Here is a 26171-nt window from a genome sequence, read left to right as displayed (position 1 = left end):
AGATTGTTGTTATCAATGTTTTGTCGCTGAATGTGAACTTATTCAGGTTCAGCATGATTGCGGACATGACCAGTGAATTGTGTCCGATTGAATTTTCAGCACAGAACTTGTCAATTTCAGTTATATCGATGCTTGTGCTGAGAGTTTTCTGTTTTCCTTCATCAGGGTTTCCATTGAGGTCTGGAGTCAGTACAGTGGAATCGATTTCATCTGATAATTTGTCGTCAAAGAATTTTCTGGCAGTTTCATATTTTTCGCTGTTTTGCAGGTCATTTTCAATGAGGCTGAAAACATATCCGTCAACGGTTTCCTCTTCAATTTCTTCATTGTTGTAGGCTTTTCCTAAATCTTCAAAGAGTATTGCCTGTGATGCACCGTCTGTGATGATGTGGTGGAAATCACTGAAGAGTACGGTTTCATCAGCAGCGTCATATATCTTGAATCTGAACATCTGCTCGCCATCTAATGAAAATGCTTTTACGTCGTTTTTGGCGATTTCTTCGTCGGTTATTGAATCGACTTTGACGATTTCGATTTCATCTATTTCTGCATCATCGTTTCTGAACTGTTTTATGGTTCCGTCATCTGCAAGCACAATTCTTGTTTTGAGATATGGATGTGCTTCTACGGTTTTGATTATTGCCTCTTTTAATTTTTCAGCATCAATTTTCTTATCGAATTTTGCAACAGCCGGCATTGTATATTTGACTTCACCAGGACTTTGCATACACTCATAGTATACACCTAATTGGTTTTCTGTCAGTGGGAAGTACTCCAATTCTTTGGACATTTCAATAAATTCGTCCAGTCTGGAGGATTTATCTTCACCGTCTGAAATAGCCTCAGCCAGCTTTTTGATTGTTGGGCTGTTGAATAAAATGGATATGTCAAGGTTAACGTTCATTTCCTTGTAGATTAATGTACTCAGTTTCATTAAGGATAATGAAGTGTATCCTATGGCATATAAATCATCGGTAGTACCGAATTCATCGGTTTCAATAAGTTCTGAAGTGATGTCGAACAGTTTCTGTTCGGTTTCATTTTCAGGTTTTACGTTTTCAAGCTCCAATTTAGGTTCAGGCAATTTCTTGGTATCAGTTTTACCGTTCGGCAATTGAGGAATTTCATCCAATTGCATGAATACTGTTGGAACCATATAATAGGTAAGTCTTTCTTTCAAGAACTCTTTCAATGAATCCTTGTCGATTTCCTTTTCGGCTGTGAAGTAAGCGCATAAGTGGTCGTTGTTGTTGATTTCCTTAATCACGACAACGGCATTTTTGATGTCTTTGAATTTGTTAATGCTTGATTCAATCTCACCAATTTCAATTCTTAATCCTCTGAGTTTGATTTGGTTGTCGATTCTTCCTTTGATATCAATATCTCCATCAGGAAGTTCTATTGCATAGTCTCCACTTCTGTAGTATGGGATATTATTGATTTCAAGGTATACCTCTTCGGTTTTGTCAGGCATGTTGTAGTATCCTTTACCTACTCCGACACCTCCGATGTAGAGTTCTCCCATTACTCCTTTAGGCAGGAGTTTTCCATCAATGTCTCTTACTTCAGTTACGTAGTTATTCAGTGCTTTACCGATTGTGATATTCTCTGGATCGGTTATTTCCTTGTAGTTGGAAGCGATTGTTGCTTCGGTAGGTCCGTAACTGTTGTAAACTTTGGCATCGGTGTACTCTTTAACTCCGTTGAATGCTTTGGCTGAGAATTGCTCTCCTCCCATTACAATACATTTTGCGCATTCAATAACTTCGCAGAACTCCTCTACTTCAAGGTAGGATATTAATCTTGAAGGTGTGAATTCCATTACTTCCGGTTTATGTTCATCAATTAATTTGATTAAATCAACGATGTTTTTGATTTCTGAATCGTTTGCAAATATGATTTTTATTCCGTTTGTGATTCCTGTGAGGATATCTTCAAGGGATGTATCGAATGCAATTGTTGCAATGCTTAAGAGGTTGTCATATTCGCATTTAGGATTTGATGCAGCCTCGTTACATGCATTCTTGTGTCCAATCATTACTCCTTTTGGATTTCCTGTTGAACCTGATGTGTAAATCATGTATGCCAGATCGTCAGGTGTAATGTCAACATTTGGATTGGATGTATTTTTCTCTTCAAGCAGTTCATAGATGTCCAATGCATTTTCCTCTTTTCCGTCGGCTGTTATGATATAGTCGGCCTGACTGTTTTCATATATGTATTCTATACGTTCTTTAGGATATTCCAAGTCAATAGGGATGAATGTGCATCCTGCCTTCATGATACCTATTATTGTGGCAATGAGGTTGCTGTCCCTTGGAAGCATTGCCAGGACGTTGCTTTTTGCTTCCACGCCTTTATTTATAAGAGCATTGGCTATGCGGTTTGCCTTGATGTTAAGCTGCTCATTGGTTAATGTAGCATCTGTTGCAACAAGAGCTATGTTATCTGGATTTGCTTGAACTTGTTTTTCAAAGCGCTTGTGGATAAATGGAGTTTCCACAGTGCTGAATATAGGTATTTCTTTTGTTGTTTCAAGTTCCACATCGCAAATCATCATTTCATTAACGTCATTGGCCATGAACTGACTTAAGACAAGATTCATGGATTCTATGAATGTTTCAATATAATCTTCTGTATACAATTCATCATTGTATTGGATTACAAAGTCTATTTGGTCTTTTGAAACGTCAATATCGAAGTTAATCTTATATTCTGTTGTACTCAGCTCTTCTGTACCCAATTCCGCTTCTTCATAAACGGTTCCATTTATTACACGAGGTTCTGATTCATAGAATTCTTGGTATGTGAAGAAGAACTCAGGCTTTAACTGATAGGCTTCAGCAATGCTTGTGTATGGGTAAATGCTGTTGGCCATACTGTCTTTCCATACTTCATCTATATTCTGGATAAATTCTTTAATTGTCACTTCCCTGTTTTCGTTGTTGAGGATTAATGGAAGTGTTTTTACCAGGAATCCCTGTGTATCGTAGTATTGCGGGTTGGATCTTCCATTGAAGATTGTTGTTATCAATGTTTTATCGCTGAATGTGTATTTGTTTAATGTTAAAGCAAGGCTTGAGAGGAACAGTGAGTTTTGACTGAATGAATTGCGATTACAGAATTCCTTAATTTTATTTGAATCAATTGTTTTTATTACAGTTTTCAGTTTGCCCTCATCAGGATTACCGTTGATGTTAGGGGTTAGGACTGTAGATTCGATTTCATGTGATAATTTTTCATCGAAGAATTCCTTAGCTTTATTGTAGGCATCGCTATTTTTTTGGTTGTCTTCAATGAGACTGTATGCATATCCGTCGACAATTTCAGGGCTTGCTTCTTTTCCTTCATAAATGTTTGCAATGTCATCAAAGAAACTAATCTGTGATACACCATCAGTAATTATGTGGTGGAAATCAGTAAAGAGCACGGTTTCATCAGGAGTCTTATATATTTTGACTCTGAACAGTTGTTCGTCGTCAAAGTTGAATGCCTTTACATCATTTTCAAGCATTTCTTCATCGCTGATTGAATCCACTTCTACAATTTCGATTTCATCAATTTCCACATCATCGCATCTTTTCTGTCTTAGTTCTCCTTCTTCATTGATGATAATCCTTGTTTTGAGATATGGATGGGCTTCTACGGTTTTGATTACAGCTTCTTTTAATTTTTCCGCATCGACGTCACTGCCTAACCTCATGGTAGTAGGCATTGTGTATTTGATTTCGCCCGGACTTTGCATACACTCATAGTATACACCAATTTGGTTATCAGTCAACGGCAGGTACTCCATGCTGTTTGCAAGTTCGATAATTTCAGCTAAATCACTGTCTTTGTCACTGCCTTCAATTTCTGATGCGATTTTTCTGATTGTCGGGTCATTGAATAATATTGATATGTCCAGGTTTACGCCCATTTCTGCATATATCATTGAGTTGAATTTCATCAGTATCAGTGATGTAAATCCTATTGCGTATAAGTCGTCGGTTACACCGAACTGATCTGTGCTGATGAGTTCCGCTGCGATTTCGAAGAGTTTTTCTTCGGTTTCGTTTTCTGCTGCCACATATTCCAAATCAAGTTTTGGTTCAGGCAATGCTTTTATGTCTGTTTTACCGTTTGGTGTTTGAGGCATTTCATCCAGCTGCATGTATGCAGTAGGTATCATATACTTGGTCAATTTGTCTTTCAGGAACTCTTTCAGGCTTCTTGGCTCAACTTCATCGTCAGCAGTATAGTATGCACATAAGTGGTCGTTGTTGTTGATTTCCTTGATTACGACAACAGACTGTTTTACGGATGGATATTTATTTATTCCTGATTCGATTTCTCCGATTTCTATTCTTAGTCCTCTGAGTTTGATTCTGAGTTTGATTTGGTTGTCGATTCTTCCGAGGAGTTCTATTTCGCCGTCTGGTCTTGAGATTGCGTAGTCTCCGCTTCTGTAGTATGGGATGTCGTTTATGGTTAGGAATACTTCTTCGGTTTTGTCAGGCATGTTGTAGTATCCTTTACCTACTCCGACTCCTCCTATGTAGAGTTCTCCCATTACACCGTAAGGCAGGAGTTTCCCGTCTATGTCACGTACGTCTGTGACGTAGTTGTATTGTGGGTATCCTACTGTTATGTCGTTGCTGTCTGTGACTTCCTTGTTGTTTGATGTGATTGTGGTTTCTGTTGGTCCGTAACTGTTGTATACGATTGCGTCGGAGTGTTTTCTGAAGTTTTCGTATACTTTGGTTGAGAATTGTTCTCCTCCGAGGTATAAACATTTAAGGCAGTCAATGGCTTCACAGAATTCGTCTACTTCGAGGTGTGAGGCCAGTCTGGATGGTGTGAAATCTGCAACTTCCGGTTTATGTTCTTTTATTAGTTCGGTCAATTCAGTAATGTTTTTGATTTGACTATCATTTGCAAATATGAGTTTTATTCCGTTTGCAAGTGCTACGAATATATCATCCATCGCTACGTCGAAGGAAATTGTTGTAATACATAGTAAGCTTTCGTATTGTGATTTTGGATTGTCCACTTCGTTACAGATGTTTTCGTGTGATATCATTACTCCTTTTGGATTTCCGGTTGAACCTGATGTATAAATCATATAGGCCAGGTCATCTGGGGTAATTTCAACGTCAGGTGTTTCTGTATTTGTTTCCTTGAGGAGTTCCTTGATATTTAATGTGTTTTCTTTATCTTCGTCTGAGATGATGTAGTCTGCTTGACTGTTTTCGTAGATGTAGTTGATTCTGTCCTGTGGGTATTCCAAATCGATTGGAATGTAGGTGCATCCTGCTTTCAGTATACCTAATATTGATGCAATGAGGTCGCTGTTTCTGTGAAGCATTACAAGGACATTGTTTTTAGGTTTTACTCCTTTTTTGATTAATGCGTTTGCGATTTTGTTTGCTTTTTGGTTAAGTTCATCTGCAGTGAATGTCGCATCCTCAGCTACAAGAGCAATGTTGTCAGGGTTTGCTTTAACTTGTTCTTCGAAGCGTTTGTGGATAAATGGATTTTCCACAGGAGTAAATTCAGGCAGTTCATATTCGCTTTCAAGCTCTATTTCATTAATCATTAATTTGTCAATATCACTTTCAATGAATTTATTTAAGACCAGATTAAGTGAATCAAGGAATTTTTGGATATATTCTTCACTATATAATTGGTCGTTATAGTCCAATTTGAATTTGATGCTGTCTTCATATACGAATAAATCAAGGTTGATTTTATAGGATGTTTCGGAAATGTCATCAGAACTTAATTCATATTCTTCATAAACCTTGTCATTTATTGTAATCTCTTCTGATTTAAAGAATTCCTGATATGAGAAGAAAAATTCAGGTTTTAATTGATATGCTTCTGCAATTTTAGTATATGGATATTCACTATGATTTATTGTGTCTTTCCATACGTTGTCGATGCCATTAATAAATTCTCTGATTGTTTCCTGTCTGTTTTCATTGTTGAATATTAATGGAAGTGTTTTAACTAAGAAACCTTGTGTATTGTAGTAATATGGATTGGATCTTCCATTGAAGATTGTTGTTATCAGTGTCTTATCGCTGAATGTGAACTTATTCAATGTCAAAGAGAGAGCAGAGAGGAACAGGGCGTTTTGGCTCAATGAATAATCATTACAGAATTCCTTAATATTCTCCGGATTGATCTCCTGAGTGATTGTTTTCATCTCACCTTCATCAGGATTTCCATTAAGGTTTGGTGTCAGGACTGTTGACTCGATTTCATCTGACAGTTTCTCATCAAAGAATTCCTTGGATTTTTCGTATTTTTCGCTGTTTTTGCCATCCTCTTCAATGAGGCTATAGACATAACTGTCTACAATTTCTTCTGAAAGCTCTCTGTTTTCATAAGCGTTTGCTATGTCTGTGAAGAATGTGATTTGTGATACACCGTCTGTGATGATGTGGTGGAAATCACTGAAGAGTACGGTTTCATCAGCAGTTTCATATATCTTGAATCTGAACAGTTGTTCGTCGTCGAATGAAAATGCTTTTACATCATTTTTGATGATTTCATCATCGGTTATTGAATCGGCTTTGACGATTTCGATTTCATCTATTTCTGATTCATTGTTTTTATATTGTTTTAGTGAACCATCGTCAGTGGCTATGATTCTGGTTTTGATGTATGGATGTGCTTCCACTGTCTTGATTACTGCTTCTTTTAATTTGGATGCGTCAACTGCACTGTCAAACCTTAAAACGGTTGGCATGGTGTATTTTATTTCATCAGGGCTTTGCATGCACTCGTAATATACACCTAATTGATTTTCAGTCAGTGGGAAGTAGTCCAATTCATCAGCTAATTTGGTAAATTCTTCTAAATCTGATCCGTCATCACCTTCTTTTATTTGTGATGCTAGCTTTCTGATTGTCGGATCATTGAATAATGCTGAAATGTCAAGATTAACTCCTGTTTCCACATAGATTAATGAGTTAAGTTTCATTAATATCAGTGATGTAAATCCAATTGCATATAAGTCGTCTGTTACACCGAATTGGTCTGTATTTACAAGCTCTGCTGCGATTTCAAAGAGTTTTTCTTCCATTTCGTTTTCAGCTGCCACATATTCCAGGTCTAATTTTGGTTGAGGCAATGCCTTAAGGTCTGTCTTACCGTTCGGTGTTTGAGGCATTTCATCAAGCTGCATGTATGCAGTAGGTATCATATACTTGGTTAGCTTGTCTTTCAGGAAGTCTTTTAATTTGCCTGTATTAACTTCATCATCAGCAGTATAGTATGCGCATAAATGGTCGTTGTTGTTGATTTCCTTGATTACGACAACGGTCTGTTTGACTGAAGGGAACCTGTTAATGTTTGACTCGATTTCTCCGATTTCTATCTGAGTTTGATTTGGTTGTCGATTCTTCCGAGGAGTTCTATTTCGCCGTCTGGTCTTGAGATTGCGTAGTCTCCGCTTCTGTAGTATGGGATGTCGTTGATGGTTAGGAATACTTCTTCGGTTTTGTCCGGCATATTGTAGTATCCTTTACCTACACCTACACCTCCAATGTAGAGTTCTCCCATTACACCGTAAGGCAGGAGTTTCCCGTCGATATCGCGTACGTCTGTGACGTAGTTGTATAGTGGGTATCCTACTGTTATGTCGTTGCTGTCTGTGACTTCCTTGTTGTTTGATGTGATTGTAGTTTCTGTTGGTCCGTAACTGTTGTACACGATTGCATCTGAGTATTTCTTGAAGTTTTCGTATACTTTGGTTGAGAATTGTTCTCCTCCGAGGAATAAACATTTAAGGCAACCTATGGCTTTACAGAATTCGTCCACTTCTAGGTGTGAGGCCAGTCTGGATGGTGTGAAATCTGCAACTTCCGGTTTATGTTCTTTTATTAGTTCGGTCAATTCAGGAATGTTTTTGATTTGGGAATCGTTTGCAAATATGAGTTTTATTCCGTTTGAAAGTGCTACGAAAATATCATCCATCGCTACGTCGAAGGAAATTGTTGTAATACATAATAGGCTTTCGTATTGTGATTTTGGATTGCCCACTTCATTACAGATGTTTTCGTGTGATATCATTACTCCTTTTGGATTTCCGGTTGAACCTGATGTATAAATCATGTATGCTAAATCATCAGGTGTAATCTCGACATCTGGAGTTTCTGTATTTGTTTCCTTGAGGAGTTCCTTGATATTTAATGTGTTTTCTTTATCTTCGTCTGAGATGATGTAGTCTGCCTGACTGTTTTCATATATGTAGTTGATTCTGTCCTGAGGGTATTCCAAATCGATTGGAATGTAGGTACATCCTGCTTTCAGTATACCTAATATTGATGCTATTAAATCGCTGTTTCTGTGAAGCATTACAAGGACATTACTTTTTGGCTTGACTCCTTTTTTGATTAATGCGTTTGCGATTTTGTTTGCTTTTTGGTTAAGTTCATCTGCAGTGAATGTTGCATCTTCAGCTACAAGAGCAATGTTGTCTGGATTTATTTTAACCTGCTCTTCGAAGCGTTTGTGGATAAATGGATTTTCCACAGGAGTAAACTCAGGTATTTCATAATTCTTATTCAGTTCAATCTCATTGATTTTTAACTGTTCAATATCTTCAGTAATGAACTGTGTTATAGTGTTTAAAACACCGTTCAGGAATACTTTTACGTATTTTTCTGTGTATAACTGATCATTATATAAAAGGAACAATTCGATATTGTCTTCACTCTCGTTAATGTCGAATGTTATTTTATAATTAATTTCGAGAGTTTCCAGTTGGGTGTATTGATAATTCTTACCGTTCATGGTGATTATTTCTTCATCACGATTGTTGTAAGTGTACATGAACTCAGGTTTTAATTCAAACTCTTCTGAAATTTTTGTATATGGATAATCTGAATGTTTAATGGTTTCTTTCCAAATCCTGTCAGTTTGATTTAATAATTCTTTAACGGAGATGTCCCTGTCTTCATTGATTGATAATATAGGCAAAGTTTTAACTAAAAATGCCTGGGTATTGAAGTAATTGGAACTTGTTCTGCCGTTGAATATGGTTGTTATCAATGTTTTATCGGAAAATGTGTACTTGTTCAGGTTCAATATGGTGCCTGCCATGAACAGGACGTTAGGACTTATTCTCTCATTTGCACAGAATTCCATAATCCGTTTCGGATTGATGTTTTTGGATACTGACTGCAGTTTTCCCTTGTCCGGATTTCCATTTAAATTAGGGGTAAGAATTGTTGTATCAACTTCTTGGGTTAACAGGTCATGGAAATACTTTTCAGAAGCGATGTACTCTTCGCTGTTTTCATTTTCCGCTTCGATTAATGCATTTGTATATCCGTCAATGGCTTCTGCTTTAATTTCTTTACCGTCATAGGCATTTGCAAAGTTCTTGAATAACTTGTCAATGGATTCTCCGTCGGTTATTATGTGATGCATGTCAAAGAACAATATGACTTCATCATCGGTTTCATATATTTTGGCTCTGAACAGCTGTCCGCCCAACAGCTCGAATCTTTTGGTATTGAGATTTTGAATTTCATTGTCGCTGATGGATGGCACTTGAACAATAGGTATGTCCTCGATAGCGATTGAATCGTCACGTTTATGCATCAGTTGGTCACCATGCATGACAATTCGGGTTTTAAGATAAGGATATGCGTTGATTGTTTTGATTATTGCCTCTTTTAATTTTTCAGCATTGACTGATTTGTCAAATCTGATTAGGCAAGGAATGTTATACTGAGGCATGTCTGGATTTTGAGCACATTCATAATATACTCCCAGTTGGTTTGTAGTCAATGGAATATACATTGAATTTTTAGAATCCTCAATAATCCTATCTAAATCGTCGGATCCCTTGTCATTGTCAATCAGGTTGGCAATGTTTTTGATTGTAGGATCTTCAATCAGCTTGGAAATTGCTATGTTGATTCCGGTTTCTTCATATATGCTTGAGTTCAGTTTCATCAGTGTTAATGATGTAAATCCGATGGCATACAAATCATCAGTCACACCGAAGGCACGGGTTTTTGAAATTTCTGATGCAATATCGAACACTTTCTCTTCGGTTTCTGTTTCCGGTGGGACCATTTCCAGGTTAAGTTTTGGTTTAGGAAGTTTTTTGATGTCTGTTTTTCCGTTAGGAGTTTGCGGCATTTCATCTAGCTGCATGAATGCTGTTGGAACCATGTATTTGGTTAATCTGCTTTCCAGATATTTCTTCAACTCACCAATGTCGATTTTTTCTTCAGCGGTGAAGTAAGCGCAAAGGTGTTCATTATTGTTGATTTCCTTAATGAGAGTTACATTATGTTTGATTTTAGGGAATTTGCTGATGTTAGCTTCAATTTCACCTATTTCTATTCTCAAACCTCTTAATTTGATTTGATTGTCGATTCTTCCTTTGATTTCAATTTCATCGTTCGGATGTGCTATTGCAAAGTCTCCGCTTCTGTAGTATGGGATGCCGTTGATTTCAATGAAAACTTCTTCTGTTTTCTCATCAAGGTTATAATATCCTTTTGATACTCCTGTACCTCCGATGTAAAGTTCGCCCATTACTCCGTAAGGTAGGATTTTACCGTCGATGTCCCTTACATCAGTCACATAGTTGCGCAATGATTTTCCAACAGTGATGTTGTCCGGATCAGTGAGCCTGTTTGCATTGGATATTACTGTTGTTTCGGTAGGTCCGTAAATGTTGTAGATTGCTTCGCCGGTACTTGCTAAAACTTTGGAGACAAAGTCTTTAGGCAACATTTCCCCGCCTACAGCAATATATTTGAATGTAGGCAATTCCTTCATGAATTCCTCATTTTCCATATATTCTCTTAATCTTGAAGGAGTTGTAAATGTAAGAGCATCCGGTTTTTCTTTGCGGATAAGTGCAATTAAGTCAGTAAGGTTTTTGGCTTCATCATCATTGGCCAGAACAACTTCAAGACCAAATGTGAAGCTCATTAAATCAAGCAGGAAAGCATCGAATGAAACTGTGGTTATTGCAAGAGTTTTGCTCATGCTGCTGTAGGCCTGGGATACAAGACTGTCATCATCTTCTGTAAACAGGTTTGTAATGTTTTTGTGGGAAATCATTACTCCTTTAGGATTTCCGGTTGAACCTGAAGTGTAAATCATATAGGCCAAATCATCGCAATCCATTTCCACATCAGGATTTTCGGTATTTTCTTCCTCAAGCAGTTTTTTAACGTCAAGTGCATTTCCTTCTGATCCTTCGGCAAGGATGTATTCTGCACGGCTGTTTTCATAGATATAGTTGATTCTTTCCTGAGGATATTCCAAATCGATTGGAATATAAGCACATCCTGCCTTTAAAATACCCATGATTGCTGCAATCAAATTGCTGTTTCTTGGAAGCATTACCAAAACATTGCTTTTTGGTTTTACTCCATTTTTTATAAGGCCGTTGGCTATCCTGTTGGCTTTCTCGTTAAGTTCGCCATAGGTTAATTTTTCATCGCTTGAAACAATTGCAATGCTTTCAGGTGCTTTTTCCACCTGTTTTTCAAAACGTTTGTGAATGAAAGGAATTTCCACGTCCTTAAACTGAATATCATCATTTTCGCTGACAAGAGAAATGTCAGATAAGGAGGATTTGGAAATGTCAGAGGATAAAAACTGGTCTACGATTTTGTTGATACTTTTTAAGAATGTGTTGACGTATTCGTCAGAATATAATTGGTCATTATATGATGCGGATAAGAGGAATTCATCGCCGTTTTGATTGATTGACAGGTAAAATCCATATTTGTGTTTGAATGAATTGAAATCAAGTTCTTCATTAAAGGAATAGTAGAATTCAGGTTTCAAGTCATATTCATCGAGCAAACTGTCAATTGCGAAATTGGAATATTTTAAATTTTCTTCCCAATCATCTTTAATTTGCATCAAATATTCTTTTATTGTGATTTCTCTGTTTTCAAAATGGGTTGTAAAGATTATGTCGTTTCCATGAAATATAAGATTTTTATCGGAAAAGTTAAACTTGTTCAATGCAAGGGATGTTCCTGCTAAAAAAAGTATATTTTCAGAAATTCCATTGTCCTTGCAGAATTCATTTATTTTATCATTTTTTATTTTTAAATCTTCGGAATTTAATTTAGGTGTATCTTGACCATTTAAATTCGTATTAAGGATTGTTGTTTCATCAAATTCTTTAATTATTCTTAAAAAGTATTTGTTATAATTTATATTTTTATCAACCATATTATCCTCTCATTTAATGATTATATGGAAAATTATGTTTCTTTTTTTAAATAAATATTTGCTATTTTATTCATTTTTCAGATGAAATTTTGATTATAACTTGAAAAAATAAATAAACAAAATTAGCATACAAGTTATATTTGCATCGCATTTTAAAATAAAAAAAAGTAGAGGAAGAGTAATTCCTCTTAAGATTTAACATTTAAAGTTGTTTTGATGTCATTTCTATTGATTGAAAAGACCATTGGGTATGTTTTTCCAGCTTGGAGTTTGCTGATAACGTTTTTATTAATGGTAAATATAGCAATTCCATATTTGTTGGTTTTTGCCATGTATTGTTTGCCATTAAATTTGAGCACTACCCATATTTTATCAATAGGTGTTTTGCCGTTTTTAACTGACGCTTTTAAAGTGAGTTTTTTAGCTGATTTTTTCACTACACGTTTGCTTGTTTTAAGGTTTTGCAATACTTTAACGGTTCTTTTGATGGTTTGGCCTTTGTAAGATGCTGTTAGCTTGTATACTCCAGGTGTTGCTGTGTCAGGTATTTTCAAGGAAACAATTCCTTGGGCATTGGTTTTTAATTTGTAGGTTTTCTTGTCAAATTTAACAACTACTACCTTGTTTTTGCCGACAGCCTTACCGTTGTCACCAATGATTTTTGCTTTAAACGCATGTCCGTCAAAATAATACATTGCAATGTTTTTAGCACCGCTGAATCTTGAAGCAATTTTAATTGTGGTTCTTCTTACCTCTTTGGTTTTTGGATTTTTGATAGAAATCTTTTGCATTTTTGTCAATTTGGTAAATTTAATAGTCACATATCCTGATGCGTCAGTTGTACGTGTCTGGCGTTTACCGTTAATTGAAATTGCAACCTTGGTTTTTGCTAATCCTTTTCCATTAGAGTCCACTACCTTAAACTTATAATTGAAATTGCTTTTATATCCTCTTACAGCATTTTTTGAAATTACTGTACTTTTTATGATGATATAACTCACGATTTTGGTTTTGTTGAAAGATGTTGTGATGCTGTATTTTCCGGTTTTGGCATTTATGTTAAGTTTAGCCAATCCGTTAGCGCCTGCGGTTCTTACATATTTATTTTTGTTGAATACAAAAGTAACCTTTACGCCGGCACCAACTTTTGCAATAAATTGGGCGCTATTTTTATAATATTTCACCATGTTTTTGGTGACTTTAGGGTCCTTAATTGTGTATGCTTTCAAAATGGCTATGCTGTCAATTGTTTTAAGGTCTTGCCAGGTGTTTCCGTGATCTGTACTTAAAAAGCTTTTGTTCGGCTGAACATGAATTCTGGTATCTGTTGCAACAAACATTGTATTTTCAAACATTATTCTAAACTTGTCTCCTTTTTTGAGTTGGACAAGCTTATTCAGTTGGATTGTTTCATATCCTCCATATTTTGCATTGCCTTTTTGTATAAGGACTGGAACATTATTTACTATTATTCCAAATTCATAATAAGTGCCCGCTTTTTCAAATTGGGTTCCAACAGCTGCAATCATTGAGTCTTCAGTAGCAGTATATTCGTTAAGATAAGTTTTAACTTTTCCATACTTTTTATTTGATCCTCCGATGTCATGTTGATAGATTCTATCGTAGGTCTCATTGGTAATGACGTAGGTAACGCTCGGAGCATCTTTTCCCAATGAAGTATCGTAATATGAGAGATAGAAATATCCTTTGTCTCCCCATTCGTCTCCCCAGCTGTTTTTAACTATCCATGCACCGTCTCCTGGAGGTGTGATGAGGAAGTTGTGTCTGGAATAATTGTCGTCCCATCCTACAATACCGACCCTATGGTTTGTACCATTTTTACCGTTATAGTATTGTGCGCTCTGAACAGGATTATAATATGTATCTTCATTGAAGTCTGCATTATGGTTGACTGCTACTGCTCCATATTTAACTAAAGCCTCTTTGATTAACATCATAATGTCTTTAGGTTTTTTACTTTCCGGAATGATAACTACATCGTAGATGTGGAAATCATCAGCTGTACGGTACAATGGAGAGATCTTTCCAAGTTCATCATATTCTTCATATTCTTCAGGGAAACCTCCCAGCCAATCGGTCAGATAACTCCAGGATGTAAATTCATCTGCACCTTCAATTGCACCCACTGTTCCGTATTTTGAATATTGAATCCCAATATTTTGAGCATTATTTACTGACAGTGCATAAGTTTTGTTTGTATATCTCAGTAATACAGATTCTAAGGCTGCAAAATTACCAAATGCCCAACAAGATCCCATAAATCCTTGGTTTTTGACAGGGGTAACCCAACCATATTCTCTTAAATCAAATCTTTTAGCTTTTGCATCAGCATAAGTGACATTGATTGTTTGAAGAGGTTTTGCTGTATTTTTGAAATTGTAGAATTGATTTTTATTGTTGAATGACCTTTTATCCTTATTGTAGGTATTTCCTTTATTTAGTTTTACTTTCCCATACACTGTGTATATGCTTGGGAGGTCGGAAGGATTGTTGAAGTAATTGTTTTGTAAAGCTAAATTGGTATCGTATGCGTAAAGTGTAGAAACGCTGTTTCCGCGATTGTTGTGGAAAATATTGTTTTTAAGGGTTACATTTCCCATATCAAAGTAGCATGCTCCTCCGTAGGATATGTCGTCCAATAATGTGTTGGATTTAAATATTGAATTTGAAATGCCTACATTAGCATAGCTGGTATATATTGCACCGCCATCGTACTCTGCTAAATTGGAAGTGAAATCTGTATTGGAAATTGATAATTTTCCACCTAACTGAACTAAGGCTCCTCCAAATCCGGAATAGCAGTTATTAAATACTGTATTTTTAATTATTACTCTACCGTTTTTAATTTCATTTTTTTCTCCAATGATGTCTGCAAAAATAGCACCACCATTATTGGCACTGGTTACATTGTCAAATTCACAGTTGGATATTGTTAAAAGATTACTTTCTTTAAAAGAAATTGCTCCTGCGGTTTTATTTGCATACAAGTTTTTGAATTTTGTTTTGGAAATCTTTAGGGTAGATTCCTCTTCGGCAAATATTGCAGTTGAATATTTTGAAATTGCATTCAAAAAGTTTGAATTTGATATTGTTGCAATAGCATCATTTAAATACACTTGACCCTTAATTGATTTATTTGAGCTGCTGGTGAATGTACAGTGATTAATATTCAATTTACATGAAAAAGCACTAATTGAAGCACCATCATCTCCTGAATTGTCAATGAATTTACAATTGGTAATTTGCACTTCACTTCCCAAAACAAAAACGGCTCCGCATTTGGCATCATCAGCGGTTCCATTACTATTACAGTTTATAAAAGTCACATTATTCAATATTAAAGGCGCACTACTTGCGATTGCTGAACCTGAATCACATAATCCGTTCTTAATAATTAAATTCTTTATTGTTAAAGTTCCCTTACCGGTATAATTAAATGCTCTGGCCTGATTGCCACAATCGATTACATGGTTATTACCGTTGATTTCATAACTGTATGCATTTATATTAATTCCACCGGTATAATGCACATCCGTTGTCTTGTTGAACTCATAATCCTTATCAAGATTGAGTCTTGGCTTTGATATAATTATATCTCCCTCTAAATCTTGAAAAGTATTGTCTTTTACATTATCTTCTTTTAAAACATCATCCGTCACGGTGTCCGTTCCGTTCAAATCAGCTGCCGATATGGCTGTGACTGAAATCAGCAAAACAAACAACATGAGGGAGAATGCAATAATTTTATTTAATTTCATGATATCTTATCCATCACATTGTTAATAATTATAATATGATGAATAAAATATTTAAATTATTTAGTTTTATTGAATGGGGTTGGTAATAAATATATGCTAGTGGCGTTTTGTTTAAAAAAAATAAGGTGGAAAGATAACTGGAAAGTTAGTTATCTTCAAATCTTCTTCTGTCAATTAATTCTTGACGTTTACCTGGGTTCCATCCACCTGAAGCGGATTTTGCACGGCCTACTTGTTGTACGTATCCGGTAATTCTGTCATACCATTCTACGTCTTCACTTTCGCCGCAGGTAGGACAAGTAGTATTTAATCCTTTCATTAATGTCTTACATTTTAAACAGAAGCTTAATGCTGAACTGTAAGCCCAGAATCCGATATCGGATTTTTTAGCTATTTTGTGGGTTAAGCTCATTAATGAATCTGGATCAGAGTATGATTCTCCCATGAATGCATGGAAGATGTGTCCGCCAGGGGTTAAGCTATGGTACTGTTCTTCAATCTTGATTTTTTCAATTAATGAAGCTCCGGTATCTACTGGTACATGGGAAGAGTTTGTGTAGTAGTTTGCATTTCCTTCACCTTGTACAATAGCTTGATCGCCGAATTGTTTTTTGTCAAGGGTTGCGAATCTGTATGCTGTTGATTCTGCAGGGGTTTGAAGAACACTCCATCTGAGTCCGGTTTCTTCTTGTAACTTTTTAGCTCTGTCGTTTACGTATTCGAGACATTTTACACCAAATTTATTTGCATCTGGGTTTTCAATGCCTTCGCCGAATAAGGATAATAACATTTCGTTGAGTCCAACGAAACCGAATGATAATGTTGAGTTTTGGATTCTGTAATATGAATCTTCAGCTACTTGCTGTTTTAGGAATGGTAGGATGTGGAAATCATTTAGACATTTTAATCCTTGTTCTCTTCTGAGCATTAATGTTTCAGTTGCGAGATCCATGTATTCGTCCAAGTATTCGAATACTTGGGATTCGTCTTTGGATTGGTATCCGATTCTTGGGAAGTTTAAGGTTACGTAAGCAAGGTTACCTGTTCTTAAACAGTCTTGATCCCAGTCGCCAGTCCATGTGTCTTGTAAACAGGTTCTGCATCCCATGTAGTTTGCCATTTTTCCTCTGTATTCAGGGAACATGTTTACAAAGTAGGATGAACCGTATTTTGCAGATAATTCATGAACTAATCTGATGTCGTCATCATATTCGCTGGTCATTGTTTCAGGTCTTAAGGTGTAAATTGTATTTGGGAATAAATGAGGTTTGCCTTCATTGTCTCCAGCGAGTAAGGTTTCAGTGAATGCTCTTTGGATTAATCTGGTTTCTTCTTCGTAGTCTGCGTAGGTTCCGACCACTTGGCCTTTTGGTCCGTATGCGGTTTCATCTTTTAAGAAGTCAGGAACACCGAATTCCAATGCCATACTTGTGAATGGAACTTGTGAACCTCTTGCTGCGTATGCCATATTCAAGTTGTAAACGAGCATTTGAACAGCCTGTTTGATTTCATCATAGGTTCTTCCTCTTGCAAATGGTGCTACAAATACGTTCCATAAGGACATTCCTTGTCCACCGGACATGTTTTGTTGTGCTGCAAGCATGATTTCACCAGTGTGGTTCATTAAAGTTTCCATGTGGTTTGGTGCACCTGCAATGGAGGTGTGGTCACCTGTACCGTCTACTTTAAGTCCGTATTTGATGAAGGTTCTGATGTCGTGTTGCATACAGTTTAAAGGTCTTCCAGCGAAGAATTCCAAATCGTGAATGTGAATGTCACCGGACATGTGTGCATCTGCCAAGTGTGCTGGCAACATTTTCAGGAGTGCGTATTGTTTTAATGCTTCGTCAGCTACGTGTTTGTGAATACTTTCAGGGTTATGAATCATGTTTGCATTATCCCTGTTACCGTTTTCAATCAATGAGGTAATGTTGTATACAGGGATACCTAAACGGGTGTAGCGACTTCTTAAGTCTTCCAGTCCGTATTCAATCAATTTTGTGTTGACCATTTCCCTGATCATTGGTGCGGTAAGGTATTCGACATTTAATTTTTTGAGTTCTTTCCAGGTTTCTGTAGCTATTTCAAAAGCAGTTTCTTGGCTTGCTCCTGTTTCTTCAATTAAAGTGTTTGCGATTTTGGATAAATCGAATGCTTCAATTGTATCTCTTGAAGTACGTACTTTTAACTGGGTGCTTGCCAAGTATTTGTTTGCAATTTCTGTGTCAATGTCTTCTAAACATTCGTAAACGATTTTTTTGATTTCTTTGGTTGTAATTCCATCGTATAATTGTGATACAACAGTTGCTACAATCTTATCAGATTCAAAGAAAGGGGTTTCAACCATAACTAATGATTTTACTAATTTTTCATAGCTAAATCTTTCGGTTATACCATTATTTTTCTCTACGTTTATTTTAACGGATTCATTTAAATTATTTCCGATTTCTGAACTTCTTTCCATTATTATCCACCTTATGGTATGATTAATTATTATATTGAACTTAATTGTATAATTATTGTTCGTATCAATACGAACTTCTTGCTAATTAGTCTGTATTTTTTGGTATATAAATCGTTCGTCTTATTACGAACAATGTTTACATACTCTGGAATTTATTATATTTATTATATTAAAAATTGATTTTCCAAGAGCATTTGAAAAGTAATGGCTCTTAGAAGAAAATGTCTAAAGAACTTTGCTTGGACTTGTCACTTTCAAAAAGCGAGTTGATACCAAATTCCTGGATTTCCAAACGTTGTTTGAGGTAATGTGAAACAGGATATCTGCTTACCAGGTCTCTTGAGATTTCAAGATACTTTGTAACGGACCCCTTAGAAACTGACAGTATCAGATTGCCGCCGCAGGTACACTTTCCGGTAAGTGGCATTCTCCTATATTTTGCACCGCATTTGGTACATCTGACCTTCTGCTTGGAAAACGCCCTTGAGTTTCCCATGATGTCCGGCAAAAAGTGGGATGATAAGACCTTTTCAACAACTCCTCTTTGATCGACAGCCCTGATTTTCTCTGCAAGGCTGATTTGGGCTTCGACCTTTTCTCTCATTGAAGGCAACCTTTTATAAAGGCACAATGTAGGTCCTGCATGAATGCTTGAAGTGTGGTGTGAAAACATAAGGCCCTCATACTGCTGTGGTGTTCCCAAATGCATTTCCACATTGTCAATGTATTCTAAAACCTCTGCAGGCTTGTGCGGAGTATAGGTCTCCTCGTAGAATTCAACCGGGAACCTTTCGAATATGTCAAGGTTGTGGGATTCGTCGTCTATCTCTTCAGGGTCGATTCTTGAAGATAAAACTAACGGAGCATCCATACTTCCTCCTCTTGTACTTGGAAGGTATGTCTTTGAAAAGTTAATCAGAGCATCCAAAAGAAGCATCACTGCGTCTTCGTCACTGTCACAGTTTCTACGTTTTGCAGAGTGGAAGTAAGGGTGTGCATAGCAGCCTAATGCCTTTGTAAATCCTACAATTCTTCCAAGCACTCCTGCTGATGTGTGGGGAGCAAGGCCTGCAACCAGATGTCCAATCAGGTCGCTTTTTTCCTTGACGTTATAGAAAGGATCCATATGGTAATATCTTTCAAGCTCGTCGTCAATGAACTGTGCTGTTCTAAGCAGATATTCGCCGCAGTTGTCGGATATTACGATGTCCTGAACTCTAAGTTCAATGATTTGGTCTTCACTTTCAATTGGATTTCCATAACAGTCCTTTTCATAACCCATCTCGAGCAGTTTCTCAACAGTAACACCAATTTCCTTTGGAATGAAATGTGTAAGAGGAAGGTCTGTTGAATCGTGACGCACAGTACCGTCTTTGAATGTAAACACTTCATTTTTAGCTCTCAATATTCCTTTTTCAAGAGGTTCTGGGAATTTGGCCTCTGAAATCATTCCGACAACTCCTTTTACCTCATCAACTCTTCTTACCTTGACGTTGTCGGATGCCTTTTTGAGCATGTTTGCAAGGGGAATATTCTTCTCGCTTGGACTGCTTATTTCAGTCGGATGACCGCATTCCGGACAAAGCGAATTGTATGAGCTGACTCCGCATTCCGGATTGGTACATTTTCTTCTGGACAGTTCAATCTTGATGTTGCCTCTCTTGGCCGCTGTAGCTATTAATCTTCTTGAGCCTCCGAAGTTTCCGATAGGGAATAATCCATGAGGTGCAGGCTTCATCAATCTTTCTTTAGATTTTTCAGGTCTTCCTACACGTGTACCGATATATGCTGGAGCCTTATTTTTGATTTCAACCGGTGAAACCTCATTTAAGGCTTCAAGGGTGGTTGGCTTTTCGGATAGCCTTTTTGATAATGTAATGACAAGGGTATATGAGTGGTCCTTGTCGATAATAATCTTGTCGTCACGGACAATATGCGGAACGCCAATGATTTCCAATGTTCTTTTCTGATAGGACAAATCCAATTTGAGTTCATCACCAGGTTTATAGCCTGACTTGGATTTGTTTATCAGATCAATAAGTCCGTTCAAATCGTCAATGGTCACGTCATTGTAGCAGTAAGTGTATTTTGGATGAAGCGGTATTTCATAGTCTTTGGATAGGGTAAATGCTTCGATAGCAGTCAGGTAATCGTATTCAAGTTTATGCAAATCCAAATCGGTGCTGTTTTCATCAAAGTTTTCGCTTCGCATCAGTAGCTGGATCCACCATTCCTCGCACCATCCTGACGGATAAAGTGGCTGGTTGTTTCTTAAAAATTCTCCAAACGCTACCAGCATGTCTCCTAAAAACAGGATTTCAACAACATCCTTTTTAAGTTCACGAGCCTGTTTCACGCTGTTTATGGCTATGACATCACCGTTTTTAAGCTTGACGACAGGTCCTTCAATGGAATCCACAGGAACAACACAGTTACCTTTTCCAGGGTATTCAATTTTCAGCTGTGTACCCACAGCTAAAAATTCAAGCAATGCCATTGTGGCGGGATGAACCCCCATAGTTGCAAGGCCTGTATTTCTGCTTCTGCCGTATCTGAGTCTGAATCCTCCCTTTTCTGAAGGATAGCCCAAAATAGGTCTTCCTCCGATGATATCCTGAATATATTTAGGTTCGCTCACGATATCTGATTCATCTGCATCGTCACTTCCTGAATCATCCTTTTTAGGTTTTGAATATTCTGAAAGCCATTCCCAGTCAAGACCCAATTTTTTAGAGATTTTGTGAATCTTTTTGGATTTTTGGATAACTCCCTCAACCATCGCAAGAAGAGCTCCTCCACGAATATTGTTGGTTTCAACACGTTCCAAATCCCTGTGTGACACTTCAACCTTATCAGTTTGTTCTCCGGTAACTTCAACAGGTATGTGGTTTGCAGCGAATCTCACTTCTTCTGGTGTTGGTGAGTATTGTAGATTTGTGACTTCGGACTCGTAAAGCTCGACTTCTTCCACATATCTTTCGATTTCATCATCAATTGGTTTGAATGCATCAATATTAATTGCTTGCCTGATTTTATCTCCTAAAAGAACTGCTAGTGCAGCGGCTGTACCTCCCGCACTTCTGATAGGGCCTGCAAAGTATACGCCAATGTATTTGGTTCCATCGAAATTGTCCTTGATTTTAACGTCTGAAATACCTTCGAGAGGTGCGGCTACAACTCCTTCTGTTAGGATTGCCAGTGCAGTCCTGAGGCCCTGGTCTGATCTTTGCTCATCATTCCATTCCGCCTTTTCTCCAGTAAGTTCAAATTTTCCTGATGCAATTTCAGCAGCAATTTCAAATGCGACTGACTCACGGTCCATATCTTTTTCCAATTCCTTAATACGATTTGCAACCCCTTCAGGACCAACTAGCCCTTCTACTCTTTCAGCTAAATCCTTTGCAAGAGGCACTTCAGTTTTTGTTTCAACATCTAAACCTTTTGATCTAGCCTCATTAGCTATATCGTATAGGTGATGGGTATCAGCTTCTAATCTGTCAAAATAATCCATTTTATCGCCACAAATTATAAAAATTAATTCAGTATATTACTATTGATTTTCATGATATTAATAATATTTGCAAGTGTGAAAATATGTTGAAATCTATTTTGGAACAGATTTTTGATAACTTTTAAATAGATTGTAAAAGAAAAAATTAATTTTAGTATACGGATTGTTGAACTTAAAATTTTTATTGCTATTTTGGTGATATAAATGTCTGATAAAAAACCTATTAATACCCTGTATGGTACTAAAATGAGTTTAAATCTTGATAAGATTAAAAACAAATCAAAAGATGAAGAAGTTGAAGAAACTCCTATAGTGGAACAAGTTGATGAGCCAGTTGAAGAGGCTCCAGTTGAAGAGGTTGTTGAAGAAACTTCTGAACCTGATGATGTTTCCGAGGAAGTTGAAGAGGAAGTTCCTGAGGAAACTGATGATAACATTCCTGATGTGGATGAAATACCTGCTTTAGGGGAAGTTCCTGAAGAGATTGAAGAGAAAGCTCCAAAAGAAACCGCAAAGAAAGATGATAAAACTTCTAAAGATTCCGATAATGTTTCCAAATTGAAAAAAGAGCTTTCAGATAAAAATAAAAAACTTTCTAATCAATCCAACGAACTTAACTACTTAACCAATAAGGTCATTCCAAGGCTTAAAAAAGAGAATTCAGAACTTAAAAGTGTAAAAATTGAATTGACAGATGCTTTGGAAAAAAGTACTAGAAAATATTTTGAACAATTAGATATCAGTGCAGATTTAAGTAACCAAATCGGAAAAATCGGAGCTGATGCTGCAGTTAGCAAAGTAAGAGCTGACAAATTGGAATCCGAAATCGACACTATTAAATCTGACTATGAAGCTAAAATTTCTGATTTGAAAGCAGAATTAGATTCTAAGGATATCGGTGAAATAGACAATCTAAAAGAACAGAACGCTACTTTAAAAAATAGGATTTCAGATTTAAATGATGATATAGATGAACTTAAAGTTGAAAATACTAACCTTTCATCTGAAATTACTGAACTGAGAAAAGAATTAATTGAAATCGGCGATTATAAGGAAGAAGTTGACAAGAAAAACAGTCAGACTATTTCAGGCCTTAATGAAGAGATTTCATCACTTAAAACCCAGTTAAAAGTTAAGGAAAGTAGCTATGATAAATTATCTAATGACTCCAACAAAACCATTTCAGATTTAAGAAAACAGGTAACAAAACTCGAAGAGGCATTAGAAAAAGAATCCAACAAAGGATTATTTAACAGATTTAAATAGGTGATTTATTTCATCTATTATTCATTTCTTTTTTTTAAAATGACTGATGATAAATTTTTTATGGATGAAGCTATTAGGGAAGCTGAAAAATCTCTGGAAGAAGGCGGAATTCCAATCGGAGCCGTACTTGTCAGGGAAGGTGAGATTGTATCCAGAGGCCATAATAGACTAATCCAAAATGACTCTGTGCTCCTGCATGCGGAAATGGACGCAATAGAAAATGCGGGGCGCTTAAATTATGATGACTATATAAGATGCACATTGTATACTACTCTTTCTCCATGTCCAATGTGTTCCGGTGCAGTAATTCTCTACAACATTCCTCGCATTGTCATTGGCGAAAACACTACTTTAATGGGAGCCGAAAACCTGCTTGAATGCAACGGCGTTGAAGTGGATGTTTTGGATGATGTGAGATGCAGGGATCTGTTTTTGAAATTCGCATGCAACAATCCGGGCGTTTGGGAAGATGAACTTGCAAAAGTTGGAAATTCAACAGAGGTTAAATAATGGAAATAATCGTTACTGATGAGCGCGATGAACGCTTTATAAAATTCTGTAAATCATTTGGCTGTTTAGTGGAAGATCCTCAGGTTGTATTGCTTCTAAATAGCTTCTCAAAGATTGTCGGTTGTGCCAGCTTCAAGGTTTATGATGCCGATTCATGTGAAATTACCACACTGTTTCTAAATTCTTATGACGACCGGGAAAAGATAGCCTATAAGTTAATCAGGCAACTTGAAAAGATAGCCATAGACTATGAATTCAATAGCATCGTCGTCAGCTTTGATTCAAAAGATGATATTCTGGTTGAAATATTTGAAAAACTGGATTACAGGTTTGTGGACAGTCTGATGATGAAAAAAGAATTTAAGAGTTTGATTTAAAAAATAGAAAAATTAAAGATTAAGCTTCTTGTCTTAATCTTTTTACAACAAAGTCTTTATCAAGACTTAACAGGAATGACGCTGCTCTCGGGCCTTGTTTTTGACCAAGAATCATTTTGTAAATTGCCTGGAAACCTTTTTGTGGTTTTAGGCCTTGACCTTCTAGGATTTCATACATTGCATCGTGCAATTTTGCAGCATCATCAAAGTCAGTAGTTTCCATCAAATCAGCCAGAGCATGTATAAATTGGGTTTGCTCGTCGGTTAATGGCAATTTCGGAACTTTTTTTCTTTGCACCTGGAATTTTACAAACTTAGGTGCGTAGGTATCCAGCCAATAGATTACATTGTCAAGTCTTTCTCTGTATTGGGCCATTTCAGTTTCAGTCAAATCGCCGAATTCCTTGTCTTTGAAGCTTTTGGTCAGCTGGGAGTTTCTTTTGAGAATTTCAAAGATTTTTTCAGGGTCGTCACCTGCAATCTGATAGGCATTGACCAGGAATCTGAACGGCGGTCTGAAAGGTAAAGGAGCATCAGGATTCATTTGAACTATTTCATAGATTTCCCTGAATTTTCTTTCTTCTTTTTCTGATGGAGCTTCTACTTCATCATAGAATACTTTTTCAACGGTATCAAATTGATCAATGAAATCTAAAAATGGCATTTTTGGTGAGAAATCTTTAGCTTTCATAGGTTTTGACCTGAACAGGTAATAATGAAGACTTTCAGCAGGTCCTATTTTCAGCCATTCTTCAGGAGCGAAGAAAACACCGTGTGATTTACTCATAGCTTCGCCGTCAAGGGTAATCCATTCATATGGCACTGGATATGGTGCAGGATAGTCAAATATTTCTTCTGAAATGACACTGCTCACATCGTATGAGCCTCCGCTGGCGGCATGGTCTTTTCCGAACGGTTCACAGGTTGTTCCACATATTTTCCATCTTGCTGCCCATTCCACTCTCCAGGTAAGCTTACCGTTTCCGGATTTGATGTCCATTTCACCTTCATGGCCACATTCGCATCTGTATTTTACAATGTCTCCGTCATAATCATAAGCCTCTGTGGTATTGACCCTTCCACACTCTTCACAGATTGGATTATAAGGAAGCCAATCGTCGGCTAATGGTTCCCTTCTGTATTCGTTGAATATTTCCTTGATTCTTTCCACATTTTCAAATGCAGTTCTTATATAATCATTATAGGCACCTGACTTATACATCTCAAAACCTGATTTGGCTTCCATTTCGATTCCATAATCGTCAATTACTGAAAGCAAAGGTTTTTCAAAGTGCTCTACAAAGTTGGCACAGCAGCCGTCAGGACATGGAATCATTGAGTAAGGCATTCCCAAATATTTGTCATACTCTTCAGGCAATGGATAAGGAACTTTTCTGAGTGGATCGTGGTCATCAGCAATCCAAATGGTTTTGGCTTTTTTTCCTTTTTCCCTTAATTTCTTTCCAATTCCGTTAGCTATAAAAATATCACAAGAGTTTCCAATATGGATGGAACCTGAAATGGAGGTTCCGCTTGCAATAACATGTTCTTCTACGTCTCTTTTAGCCAGTTCATCAGCTATGTTTTCAATCCAATGTGTCATCTATATTCTCCATTTTTTAATAAAAAATTATCGTTAAAATAAGTTATACTATCTTAAATTTGTTTCTAGTAATATAAAAAGATTAGTTTAAATTCATCATCTTTTCAATAGATTTTGGAGGTGATAATATTTTAACATTAACATCATCCATCAGGTTTTTGCATGATTTTTTAGGTGATGGGTGATAGTTGAGGTGGTCAGTTATATGACCTGAATTCCGCAATGTTTAAAAAGTCTGTGTTGTGCTCTAAAATGAGGTCTATCATTTTTTTGTCTGCTGAAGCAAATATCAGGTCTGGATGTGTTTTTCCACAGTCGTGAGCATCAATCACTATTTTGCAGTCTGGTTTGTGAACACCCCATTTGTAGAGTTTTTCCGCATAATCCATATAATTTAAATAGTTGTTTAAACCGCAATTATGAAGGATTAGTATACTATTCAATTTTTTAT

General features: G+C 36.7%; 9 protein-coding genes and 1 pseudogene. 3 read left to right on the top strand and 7 right to left on the bottom strand.

What is annotated here, in order from left to right:
• From QZV68_RS10265 to polC, 5 genes and pseudogenes are all read right to left on the bottom strand, one after another.
• The coding region (locus QZV68_RS10265) for an amino acid adenylation domain-containing protein (RefSeq protein ID WP_363137149.1) at positions 1-7072 on the bottom strand (7072 nt) is incomplete at its 3' end.
• A gap of 105 nt (positions 7073-7177) precedes the next feature.
• Positions 7178-11892, bottom strand: a pseudogene (locus tag QZV68_RS10260) (amino acid adenylation domain-containing protein); the annotation flags it as partial.
• Positions 11893-12398: 506 nt separating this feature from the next.
• Entirely contained in the window at positions 12399-15989 is a 3591-nt protein-coding gene (locus tag QZV68_RS07515; protein ID WP_296880105.1) for a C1 family peptidase, read from the bottom strand.
• A 145-nt stretch (positions 15990-16134) separates the two neighbouring features.
• Positions 16135-18453, bottom strand: coding sequence for an anaerobic ribonucleoside-triphosphate reductase (nrdD, locus tag QZV68_RS07510; RefSeq protein ID WP_296880103.1), 2319 nt, complete (start codon positions 18451-18453; stop codon positions 16135-16137).
• Between the two features lie 211 nt (positions 18454-18664).
• A complete protein-coding gene (gene polC / locus QZV68_RS07505) occupies positions 18665-21964 on the bottom strand; it encodes a DNA polymerase II large subunit (RefSeq protein WP_296880101.1) in 3300 nt (1099 codons plus the stop codon).
• A 204-nt stretch (positions 21965-22168) separates the two neighbouring features.
• Here polC and QZV68_RS07500 point away from each other — a divergent pair, with 204 nt between their 5' ends.
• Genes QZV68_RS07500 through QZV68_RS07490 form a run of 3 tightly spaced genes read left to right on the top strand, consistent with a single transcriptional unit; the run spans position 22169 to position 24117 of the window.
• Positions 22169-23230 (top strand): hypothetical protein, encoded by a 1062-nt coding sequence (locus tag QZV68_RS07500; protein WP_296880099.1) that lies wholly within the window; start codon positions 22169-22171, stop codon positions 23228-23230.
• 39 nt (positions 23231-23269) lie between these two features.
• Positions 23270-23740: a nucleoside deaminase gene (locus QZV68_RS07495; protein ID WP_296880096.1), complete on the top strand. Its 471-nt coding sequence runs from the start codon at positions 23270-23272 to the stop codon at positions 23738-23740.
• Positions 23740-24117 carry a hypothetical protein gene (locus tag QZV68_RS07490; RefSeq protein WP_296880094.1) on the top strand — a complete coding sequence of 126 codons (378 nt, stop codon included), beginning with the start codon at positions 23740-23742 and terminating at the stop codon, positions 24115-24117. Before QZV68_RS07495 ends, QZV68_RS07490 begins: the two co-directional genes overlap by 1 nt.
• A gap of 19 nt (positions 24118-24136) precedes the next feature.
• Here the strand turns inward: QZV68_RS07490 and lysS are convergent, their stop codons facing one another.
• Together lysS and QZV68_RS07480 are read right to left on the bottom strand one after the other, a co-directional pair.
• Positions 24137-25720: a lysine--tRNA ligase gene (gene lysS / locus QZV68_RS07485; protein ID WP_296880092.1), complete on the bottom strand. Its 1584-nt coding sequence runs from the start codon at positions 25718-25720 to the stop codon at positions 24137-24139.
• A 197-nt stretch (positions 25721-25917) separates the two neighbouring features.
• Positions 25918-26171, bottom strand: a 254-nt coding sequence (locus tag QZV68_RS07480) for a hypothetical protein (protein WP_296880090.1), incomplete at its 5' end; no start/stop codon positions are given.

The organism is uncultured Methanobrevibacter sp., assembly GCF_902801725.1.
Taxonomy (GTDB): Archaea; Methanobacteriota; Methanobacteria; order Methanobacteriales; family Methanobacteriaceae; genus Methanocatella.
This window is presented reverse-complemented; position numbering and strand designations above follow the sequence as displayed.

What these genes read in the sequence shown, in the direction of transcription:
- QZV68_RS07515 (WP_296880105.1), bottom strand. Translation starts at nt 15,989, where the DNA reads ATGAAATTAAATAAAATTATTGCATTCTCCCTCATGTTGTTTGTTTTG.
- nrdD (WP_296880103.1), bottom strand. Translation starts at nt 18,453, where the DNA reads ATGGAAAGAAGTTCAGAAATCGGAAATAATTTAAATGAATCCGTTAAA.
- polC (WP_296880101.1), bottom strand. Translation starts at nt 21,964, where the DNA reads ATGGATTATTTTGACAGATTAGAAGCTGATACCCATCACCTATACGAT.
- QZV68_RS07500 (WP_296880099.1), top strand. Translation starts at nt 22,169, where the DNA reads ATGTCTGATAAAAAACCTATTAATACCCTGTATGGTACTAAAATGAGT.
- QZV68_RS07495 (WP_296880096.1), top strand. Translation starts at nt 23,270, where the DNA reads ATGACTGATGATAAATTTTTTATGGATGAAGCTATTAGGGAAGCTGAA.
- QZV68_RS07490 (WP_296880094.1), top strand. Translation starts at nt 23,740, where the DNA reads ATGGAAATAATCGTTACTGATGAGCGCGATGAACGCTTTATAAAATTC.
- lysS (WP_296880092.1), bottom strand. Translation starts at nt 25,720, where the DNA reads ATGACACATTGGATTGAAAACATAGCTGATGAACTGGCTAAAAGAGAC.